The 8150-nt window shown below is 75.0% G+C and carries 7 protein-coding genes; 6 read left to right on the top strand and 1 reads right to left on the bottom strand.

Annotated features, from left to right (window positions below):
* The first annotated feature begins 241 nt into the window (after nucleotides 1-241).
* The 4 genes from groL to ACFU74_RS34485 all read left to right on the top strand — a co-directional run bounded on the left by groL (nucleotide 242) and on the right by ACFU74_RS34485 (nucleotide 5964).
* The gene (gene groL / locus ACFU74_RS34500) at nucleotides 242-1864 is read left to right on the top strand and encodes a chaperonin GroEL (RefSeq protein ID WP_350564623.1); all 1623 of its coding nucleotides are present in this window, start codon (nucleotides 242-244) and stop codon (nucleotides 1862-1864) included.
* 98 nt (nucleotides 1865-1962) lie between these two features.
* Entirely contained in the window at nucleotides 1963-2322 is a 360-nt protein-coding gene (locus ACFU74_RS34495) for a hypothetical protein (protein ID WP_380764057.1), read from the top strand.
* A 145-nt stretch (nucleotides 2323-2467) separates the two neighbouring features.
* Complete coding sequence (locus ACFU74_RS34490; protein ID WP_380764055.1) at nucleotides 2468-3205, top strand: ABC transporter ATP-binding protein; 738 nt, start codon at nucleotides 2468-2470, stop codon at nucleotides 3203-3205.
* Nucleotides 3202-5964, top strand: a complete 2763-nt coding sequence (locus tag ACFU74_RS34485) for an FtsX-like permease family protein (protein ID WP_380764053.1) — start codon at nucleotides 3202-3204, stop codon at nucleotides 5962-5964. Before ACFU74_RS34490 ends, ACFU74_RS34485 begins: the two co-directional genes overlap by 4 nt.
* A 42-nt stretch (nucleotides 5965-6006) precedes the next feature.
* On the opposite strand, the gene ACFU74_RS34480 is transcribed toward ACFU74_RS34485, so the two are convergent.
* Entirely contained in the window at nucleotides 6007-6651 is a 645-nt protein-coding gene (locus tag ACFU74_RS34480) for a hypothetical protein (RefSeq protein ID WP_380764051.1), read from the bottom strand.
* A gap of 81 nt (nucleotides 6652-6732) precedes the next feature.
* Here ACFU74_RS34480 and ACFU74_RS34475 point away from each other — a divergent pair, with 81 nt between their 5' ends.
* The gene (locus ACFU74_RS34475) at nucleotides 6733-7125 is read left to right on the top strand and encodes a PadR family transcriptional regulator (RefSeq protein WP_380764049.1); all 393 of its coding nucleotides are present in this window, start codon (nucleotides 6733-6735) and stop codon (nucleotides 7123-7125) included.
* Nucleotides 7122-8090, top strand: a complete 969-nt coding sequence (locus ACFU74_RS34470) for a hypothetical protein (RefSeq protein ID WP_380764047.1) — start codon at nucleotides 7122-7124, stop codon at nucleotides 8088-8090. Before ACFU74_RS34475 ends, ACFU74_RS34470 begins: the two co-directional genes overlap by 4 nt.
* Nucleotides 8091-8150 lie beyond the last annotated feature (60 nt).

Here is an 8150-nt window from a genome sequence, read left to right as displayed (position 1 = left end):
ACCCCAGGTCGCACGGGCCCGCCGTCGTGTGCCGCGGCTCGCGGGTCGCCGATTGGGCTTGCACTCGACCACCCAGAGTGCTAATCATTGGCGTTAGCACTCACAGCTTGAGAGTGACAAGCGGACCGGGTCGGTGAGGCCCCAGGGAGCGGTAGGGGAATGGACCCCCGCACACCAGGGCCGTCCGTCGCGGGCACCCCTTGGTCCGAGCAGTCGACCGTGTCCCGGAGGACCACTTCAGATGGCCAAGATCATCGCCTTTGATGAGGAAGCTCGCCGCGGCCTTGAGCGTGGCATGAACCAGCTCGCCGACGCAGTGAAGGTCACGCTCGGCCCCAAGGGTCGCAACGTCGTGCTGGAGAAGAAGTGGGGCGCCCCCACGATCACCAACGACGGTGTCTCCATCGCCAAGGAGATCGAGCTCGAGGACCCGTACGAGAAGATCGGTGCGGAGCTCGTCAAGGAGGTCGCCAAGAAGACCGACGACGTCGCGGGTGACGGCACCACCACCGCCACCGTGCTGGCCCAGGCGCTCGTCCGCGAGGGTCTGCGCAACGTCGCCGCCGGCGCCAACCCGATGGCCCTGAAGCGCGGCATCGAGAAGGCCGTCGCCGCCGTCTCCGACCAGCTGCTGGCCCAGGCCAAGGACGTGGAGACCAAGGAGCAGATCGCCTCCACCGCCTCCATCTCCGCCGCCGACACCCAGATCGGCGAGCTGATCGCCGAGGCCATGGACAAGGTCGGCAAGGAAGGCGTCATCACCGTCGAGGAGAGCAACACCTTCGGTCTGGAGCTGGAGCTCACCGAGGGCATGCGCTTCGACAAGGGCTACATCTCGGCCTACTTCGCCACCGACCTGGAGCGTATGGAGACCTCGTTCGAGGACCCCTACATCCTGATCGCCAACTCCAAGATCGGCTCGGTCAAGGACCTGCTGCCGCTGCTGGAGAAGGTCATGCAGAGCGGCAAGCCGCTCGTCATCATCGCCGAGGACGTCGAGGGCGAGGCCCTGTCGACCCTGGTCGTGAACAAGATCCGCGGCACCTTCAAGTCCGTCGCCGTCAAGGCCCCGGGCTTCGGCGACCGCCGCAAGGCCATGCTCCAGGACATCGCCATCCTCACCGGTGGCACCGTGATCTCCGAGGAGGTCGGCCTGAAGCTGGAGAACGCCGGCATCGACCTGCTGGGCACCGCCCGCAAGGTGGTCATCACCAAGGACGAGACCACCATCGTCGACGGTGGCGGCGACAGCGAGCAGGTCGCGGGCCGCGTGAACCAGATCCGCGCCGAGATCGAGAACAGCGACTCGGACTACGACCGCGAGAAGCTCCAGGAGCGCCTCGCCAAGCTGGCCGGCGGCGTGGCCGTCATCAAGGCCGGCGCGGCCACCGAGGTGGAGCTCAAGGAGCGCAAGCACCGCATCGAGGACGCCGTCCGCAACGCCAAGGCCGCCGTCGAGGAGGGCATCGTCGCCGGTGGTGGCGTCGCCCTGCTGCAGGCCGGTGTCGCGTTCGACAAGCTGGAGCTGGACGGCGACGAGGCCACCGGTGCCAACATCGTCAAGGTCGCGCTGGAGGCCCCGATCAAGCAGATCGCGACCAACGCCGGCCTGGAGGGTGGCGTCGTGGTGGAGAAGGTGCGCAACCTCCCCGCCGGTCACGGCCTGAACGCCGCCACCAACGAGTACGTCGACCTGGTCGCCGAGGGCATCATCGACCCGGCCAAGGTCACCCGCTCCGCGCTGCAGAACGCCGCCTCCATCGCGGCGCTGTTCCTCACCACCGAGGCCGTCATCGCCGACAAGCCGGAGAAGGCCGCCGCGGCCGCCGGCGGCGGCATGCCGGGCGGTGACATGGACTTCTGATCCGCTCGTCGGATCGGCTTGTTCCTCGCTCGCACGGGCGGTTCCCTCCGGGGAGCCGCCCGTGCGGCGTTCCCGGACGTTCTTGGGAGACTGGACGGATGGCTACGACAGACGACATCGAGACGGCGCTGCACACCGCGCGGGCGCTGATCCTGGCCGACCTGACCACGCGGGACGCCGCCGACGCCGCGGTGGTGTCCCTGGTGGAGAAGGCCGTGGCGCACCGCCGCTGGTGGCTGGAGCAGTGGCCGGACGGCACCGAGTACGTGCTGGGCCTGGTCGCCCAGGACGTCCAGGACGCGCTGCTGGAGAGCCACGGGCGCTGGCCGCTGTGCGCGGACTGCGCGGCGGACGGGGATCCGCACGCGCTGGGCGTGGAGCCGGAGCTGGGGCCCGACCCGCACTGGGTGTGCGGCAAGCGCGGCGCCGTGGTGGCGCCGGTGGGCAAGCTGTCGTAGACCTCCTTCGGCCGGATCGCACCGCCGCCGCACCTCCGGGTGCGGCGGCGGTTTTTTCGTCCCGAGTGGAACTGATGGACGGCATATGTAGTCTAACGGCTTATACAGTCCATCTGAGCCTTCAAGGCAAGCGAGGGGGAGACCCATGTCCCAGCCAGATCCGACCCGGCCCGTCCTGGAGCTGCGGGCGGTCACCCGGGTGCACGGCGCGGGCGCGGCCGCGGTGCAGGCGCTGCGCGGCATCGACCTGGCCGTCCGCCCGGGCGAGTTCGTCGCCGTCATGGGGCCCTCCGGTTCCGGCAAGTCCACCCTGCTCACGCTGGCGGGCGGCCTGGACCGGCCCAGCCGCGGCCAGGTGCTGGTCGAAGGCGTCGAACTCGGCGCGCTGAGCCGGACCGGCCTGGCCGCCGTCCGGCGCCGCTCGGTCGGCTACGTCTTCCAGGACTACAACCTCGTCCCGGCGCTGACCGCCGCCGAGAACATCGCGCTGCCCCGGGAGCTGGACGGCGTCTCCGGTCGCACCGCCCGCCGCGAGGCCCGGGACGCGCTGGGCGAGCTGGGCATCGCCGAGCTGGCCGACCGCTTCCCCGAGCAGCTGTCCGGCGGCCAGCAGCAGCGCGTCGCGATCGCCCGCGCCCTGGTCGGCGAGCGGCGGCTGGTGCTGGCCGACGAGCCCACCGGCGCCCTCGACTCCGCCACCGGCGAGGCCGTGCTGGCCGTGCTGCGGGCGCGGTGCGACGCGGGCGCCGCCGCCATGATGGTCACCCACGACGCCCGGCACGCCGTCTGGGCCGACCGGGTGGTCGTGCTGCGCGACGGCCTGGTGGTCGAGGAGACCGCCGGCCGGCTGCTCTCCGTGGCCCCGGACGGGGGTCGGCGATGAGGCTCTCCGCCCTGCGCGTCGCCCTGCGGATCGCCCGCCGCGACGCCCTGCGCGCCAAGGGCCGCAGCGCCCTGGTCGCCGCCATGGTCGCGCTGCCGGTGCTCGGCGTCGCCGGCGCCGACGTCGTCCACCGCAGTGGACAGCTCACCCCCGGCGAGCGGGTCGAACGGCTGATGGGCGGGGCGGACGCCCTGGTCACCGCCCACCGGCCGGGCCGCTCGGTCGACCAGGGGCCGTTCGCCGAGGACGGCGTGCAGGTGCTGCCGGAGAACCGGACCGATCCGGCCTCGGTGACGGCCGCCGCCGCGGCGGGCTCCCCCGCCGAGTTGGCCGCCGGGCTGCTGCCCCGGGGCGCGGTGCTGCTGCCGGCCACTCCCGGGCCGGCGGTCAGCACCTCCACCCGGGAGGGCCTGTTCACCGCCGCGACCTCCGAGGCCGACCTCACCGACCGGATCTGGAGCGGCCGGCTCGACCTGGTCGAGGGCCGGGCGCCGAGCGCCTCGCACGAGGCGGCCGTCACCCGGGCCTTCCTCGCCGAGGCCGGGCTGCGGATCGGTGACTCCACCACGGTCAAGGGCCTCGACACGGCGCCGTTCAAGCTGACCGGTGTGGTCGAGTACCCCGGCGACCTCGACAAGGTCGAGCTGGTGGCCCGGCCCGGCGAGCTGATCGCCCCGCTGGCCGCGACGGCCCCGCCCACCGCGGGCGCCTCGTCCGGGCTGACCGCGGCCGGGGCGGACGAGGCCCGCCCCGAGCGCTGGCTGGTGCGGATGCCCGGCGGCGCCGCCCTGGACTGGCCCGCCGTCCGGGCGCTCAACCGGCACGGCTTCACGGTGACCTCGCGCGCCGTCGCGCTCGACCCGCCGCCCGCGTCCGCCGTCACCTACGACCCCGACCTGTTCAAGCTCCCCGACGCGGACAAGCGGGTCGTCGTGCTGGCGACGGTCGTCGGGATGGCGCTGCTGGAGGTCGCCCTGCTGGCCGGCCCGGCCTTCGCGGTGGGCGCCCGCCGCTCGCGCCGCCAGCTCGCCCTGATCGGCGCCGCCGGCGGCAACCGGGGCCACGTCCGCGCGGTCGTGCTCGGTTCCGGACTGGTGCTCGGCACCGTCGGCGCGGCCTTCGGCCTGGCGGCGGGCGTCGGCCTGGTCGCCGTGCTGCGGCCCTGGGCCGAGGAGGCCGGCGGCAGCCGCTTCGGGCACTTCGCGATCGCGCCGCTCGACCTGCTGGCCATCGCCGCCGTCGGTGTGGTCACCGCGCTGCTGGCCGCCGTGGTGCCGGCCGTGCAGGCCGCCCGCCGCGACGTGGTGGCCGGCCTCAGCGGCCGGGACACCGTCGGCGCGCCGAGCCGCCGGCTCCCGCTGCTGGGCGGGCTCCTGGTCGTCGCGGGCGCCGGCCTGGCGCTCTACGGCGCCGGCGGCCAGGACGCCACCGGCCTGCCGGTGTTCAAGGGGCTCACCGTGAAGGCGCTCACCGTGCTCGCCGGGGCGGTCACCGCCGAACTGGGCTTCCTGCTCTTCACCCCGCTGCTGGTCGCGTCGTTCGGCAGGCTCGCCGCCCGGCTGCCGCTCGGCCCCCGGCTGGCCCTGCGCGACTCGGCCCGCCACCGCGGCCGCACCGCGCCCGCCGTGGCCGCGGTGATGGCCGCCGTGGCCGGAGCCGTCGCCGTCGGCGTCTACACCACCGGCACCGAGGCCCAGGATCGGGTCGCCTACCGTCCGACCGCCCCGATGGGCGCCGTCGTGGTCGAGGCCCCGATGAAGCCGGACGACCCGCGGCTGCCGCGGCTGCGTGCCGCCGTCGAGCGGGGCCTGCCGGACGCGGGCACCCGCGCGGACGTCCACGGCATGCTCTACGTCTTCTGCGAGGGCTGCTCCAGCGTGGTGCAGGTCAAGGGGACGGGCGGCCGCTTCCAGGTGGGCGGCCCCGACAGCCGCGCGCTGGTCGGCGACGCGACGGTGCTGCGCAACCTGTTCGGGGTGAACGACCGGGCTGTCGAGGAGGCCCTGGCCGCCGGCCGGGCGATCGTCTTCGACCGTGCCCGGCTGCACGACGGCCGGGCGGTGCTCACCATGCTGGGCGCGGCCGGCGGTGGTCCGGTCCAGCCCGGGGAGACCCCGCAGACGGGCACCAAGGAGATCGCGGTCGACGCGCTCCTGGTCGACAGCCCGGAGGCCGCCCGGTACGGGGGGCTGCTGATGAGCCCGGACGCGGTGCGCAAGGCCGGTCTCTCCACCGAGTCGATCGGCTCGGTGTGGCGGCCCGCGCACCCGCCCACCGCGAAGGCGCAGCAGCGGGTGGAGGCCGATCTGGCCCAGGTCGTCCCGCGGGCCGTGCTGCACGTGGAGCGCGGCTTCCAGCCGAAGGACGACGTGGTCGGCCTCGCGCTCGCCGGGTTCGCGGTCGTGGTGGTGCTGGGCGCCGCGGCCGTGGCCACCGGCCTGGCCGCCGCCGACTCCCTGGGCGACCGGGCCACGCTGGCCGCGGTCGGTGCGCCGCCGCGGATCCACCGGGTGCAGGCCGGGCTGCAGAGCATGCTGATCGCGGGGCTCGGCGCGGCGATCGGCACGGCCAGCGGGTTGGTGCCCGCGGTGGCGCTGCTGCGCTCGCACGCGAGCGGGCGGATCGGCGTGCCGCAGGCCCCGTTCACCGCGCCGTGGGCGCTGCTGGCGACGATCACGGTGGTGCTGCCGGTGGTGGCGGGGCTGGGCGCCGCCGCGTTCACCCGGTCACGGCTGCCGTTGGCGCGGCGGACGGGCTGACGCCGGGTGGTCCGGCCGCCGGCCGCGCGGGTCCCCGCCCGCTCAGCCGGCGGCCTCCAGGCGGGCGAGTTCGGCGGTGAGGTTGGCCCGGGCGGCGGCGTCGAAGCGGGCGTGCGCGGTGGGCGTGCGGTAGAGCGCGGGGAGCGCGAGCAGTTGCCGCAGCACGGCCGCACGCCCGGCGCGGAAGTCCGGGGCGGGCACGAAGGCGTACTCCTCCCGGACGGCCGCCGCGTACGCCGCGTAGTCCTGCGGCGGGCCGCCGAGCACGGCGAGGTCGGCGTCGCACAGCACCTCGCCGTCGCGGTCGCCGGGCCCGGGGTGGTGGGTGACGGTGAGCCGGACCAGCCGGGCCACCTCCCCGGTCCGGGCCGCGGGCAGGCCCGCCGCGGTGAGCGCCCGGACGGCGAGGGCGGCGCTGCGCTCCTCGTTCTCGGAGCGGTCCGGGCGGTAGACGGCGTCGTGGAACCAGGCGGCCAGCCGGACGGCGTCCGGGTCGTCGGCGTGCCCGGCGAGCGCGTCCACGTGCCCCAGCACCGCGCGCAGGTGGTCGGTGGTGTGGTAGCGGCGCTGCGGCTCGGCCCAGCGGCGCAGCAGCTCCCGGCCGGCCGGGGCGGGGTCGGTGTCCGTACCGCAGCGGTGGAGCAGGTCGGTCCAGGCGGCGAGCAGGTCCGCGGGGGCTTCGGGCATGCGGCCATTGTGGTGGGCGGGCGCGCCCGGTTCGGCAATTCCACTGGACTGGATATGCCGGTGAGATGTATATGTAGCTTCATGACAGAACGGGCCATGCAGGAACCGACGCTGCTCCTCCTCACCGCGCTGGCCGATGCCCCGAGGCACGGCTACGCGCTCATCCAGGAGATCGCCGCGATCTCGGACGGCCGGGTCAAGATGCGCACCGGGACGCTGTACGGCGCGCTCGACCGGCTGCTCCAGCAGGGGCTGATCGAGGTCGCGTCCGAGGAGGTCGTGGACGGCCGGGCGCGGCGCACCTATGCGCTCACCGAGGGCGGGCGGGGCGCGCTGGCCACCGAGGCGGAACGGCTGCGTGCCGTCGCCGAGGAGGCCCAGCGGCGGCTGGCGGCCGTCCGGCCGGCCGCCTCCCGGCCCGCCACCGGTTCGGCCAAGCTCGCGTTCCTCAAGGTCAGGGGGGCCTTCGCATGACGACTCAGGCATTCCCGGGGGCAGTGGACCCGGTGGCTTTCCGTGCCGCGCTCCGGCTCTACCCCGCCCGCTACCGGCGCGAGCGCGGTGACGAGTTGTCCGCCGTCTTCGCCGACAGCACCGACGGGGTCGGCAGGCTCGCGACCGTCCGGGAGGCCCTCGACCTCGGGTCGTACGGGCTGCGGATGCGCACCGGCCTGACCGCCACCTCGCTCGCGGGCCGGCTGCTCGCGCTGGCCGCGCCGCTGATCGCCGGCGCGGTCGCGGGCCTGGGCCTGACCCGGGGCGGGTACGACGCCCTCCGCCCGGCCGGGTACTCCCTGTGGGAGCTGCCGGACCGGCTCACCCAGGTGCCCTACTTCCTGTGGAACGTCGGCCAGGTGTTCGTGCCCCTGCTGCTGGTCGCCGCGGTCCTGGCCGGCCGGTGGCGGCTCGCGCGGTTCGCGGCGCTCGCCGTGGCGTTCGTCGGGTTGTGGGGGGCGGTGTGGGCGTCCGTGGTCTACGCGCCCGAGACGTGGATCTGCCTCCTGGAGATCGCGCAGGCGTCCCCGGTGCTGCTCGCCGGCCTGCTCTTCGCGCTCGCGCCGCTGGAACTGCTGGAGCGTCCGACCTGGCGCGACCGGGCCGTGGTGGCGGCTGCGGCGGTCGGCGGCGGGCTGGTCCTGTGGGCGGAGGACTTCTACAGCTCCTTCGTGCTGATGGACGGTGCGGCGGCCGCGGCGCTGCTGCTCGTCCCGCTGTTCGCACTGCTCTTCGCGGCGCGGGAGCGGCCGGCGCCGGCGGCGGTCGGGCTCGCGGTGCTGCCGCTGACGGCCGGGTTCAGCCTGTTCCGGCTCTGGCAGGTGGTCGGCGGGGTGTGGAATCTGCTCCCGATGGCGGGCGGGCTGCTGGTGGTGCTGTTGGCGGCCGGCCGGCTGCTGCGCCGGGGCGGTGCCGGGGCGGGAGGTGGCCGGAGCCTCGCCTGAGCGGGGACGGCCGGGGCCTCGCCGCCCCCGAACGGCCGGACGGCCCGGTCACCACCGGGC

It is taken from the genome of Kitasatospora sp. NPDC057500, assembly GCF_042802195.1.
Lineage (GTDB): Bacteria > Actinomycetota > Actinomycetes > Streptomycetales > Streptomycetaceae > Kitasatospora.
Note: the sequence above shows the minus strand (reverse complement) of the source record. Positions and strands in the feature narration are given on the sequence as shown.

Coding starts and splice junctions, on each gene's coding strand:
- groL (WP_350564623.1), top strand. CDS start 242: ATGGCCAAGATCATCGCCTTTGATGAGGAAGCTCGCCGCGGCCTTGAG.
- ACFU74_RS34495 (WP_380764057.1), top strand. CDS start 1,963: ATGGCTACGACAGACGACATCGAGACGGCGCTGCACACCGCGCGGGCG.
- ACFU74_RS34490 (WP_380764055.1), top strand. CDS start 2,468: ATGTCCCAGCCAGATCCGACCCGGCCCGTCCTGGAGCTGCGGGCGGTC.
- ACFU74_RS34485 (WP_380764053.1), top strand. CDS start 3,202: ATGAGGCTCTCCGCCCTGCGCGTCGCCCTGCGGATCGCCCGCCGCGAC.
- ACFU74_RS34480 (WP_380764051.1), bottom strand. CDS start 6,651: ATGCCCGAAGCCCCCGCGGACCTGCTCGCCGCCTGGACCGACCTGCTC.
- ACFU74_RS34475 (WP_380764049.1), top strand. CDS start 6,733: ATGACAGAACGGGCCATGCAGGAACCGACGCTGCTCCTCCTCACCGCG.
- ACFU74_RS34470 (WP_380764047.1), top strand. CDS start 7,122: ATGACGACTCAGGCATTCCCGGGGGCAGTGGACCCGGTGGCTTTCCGT.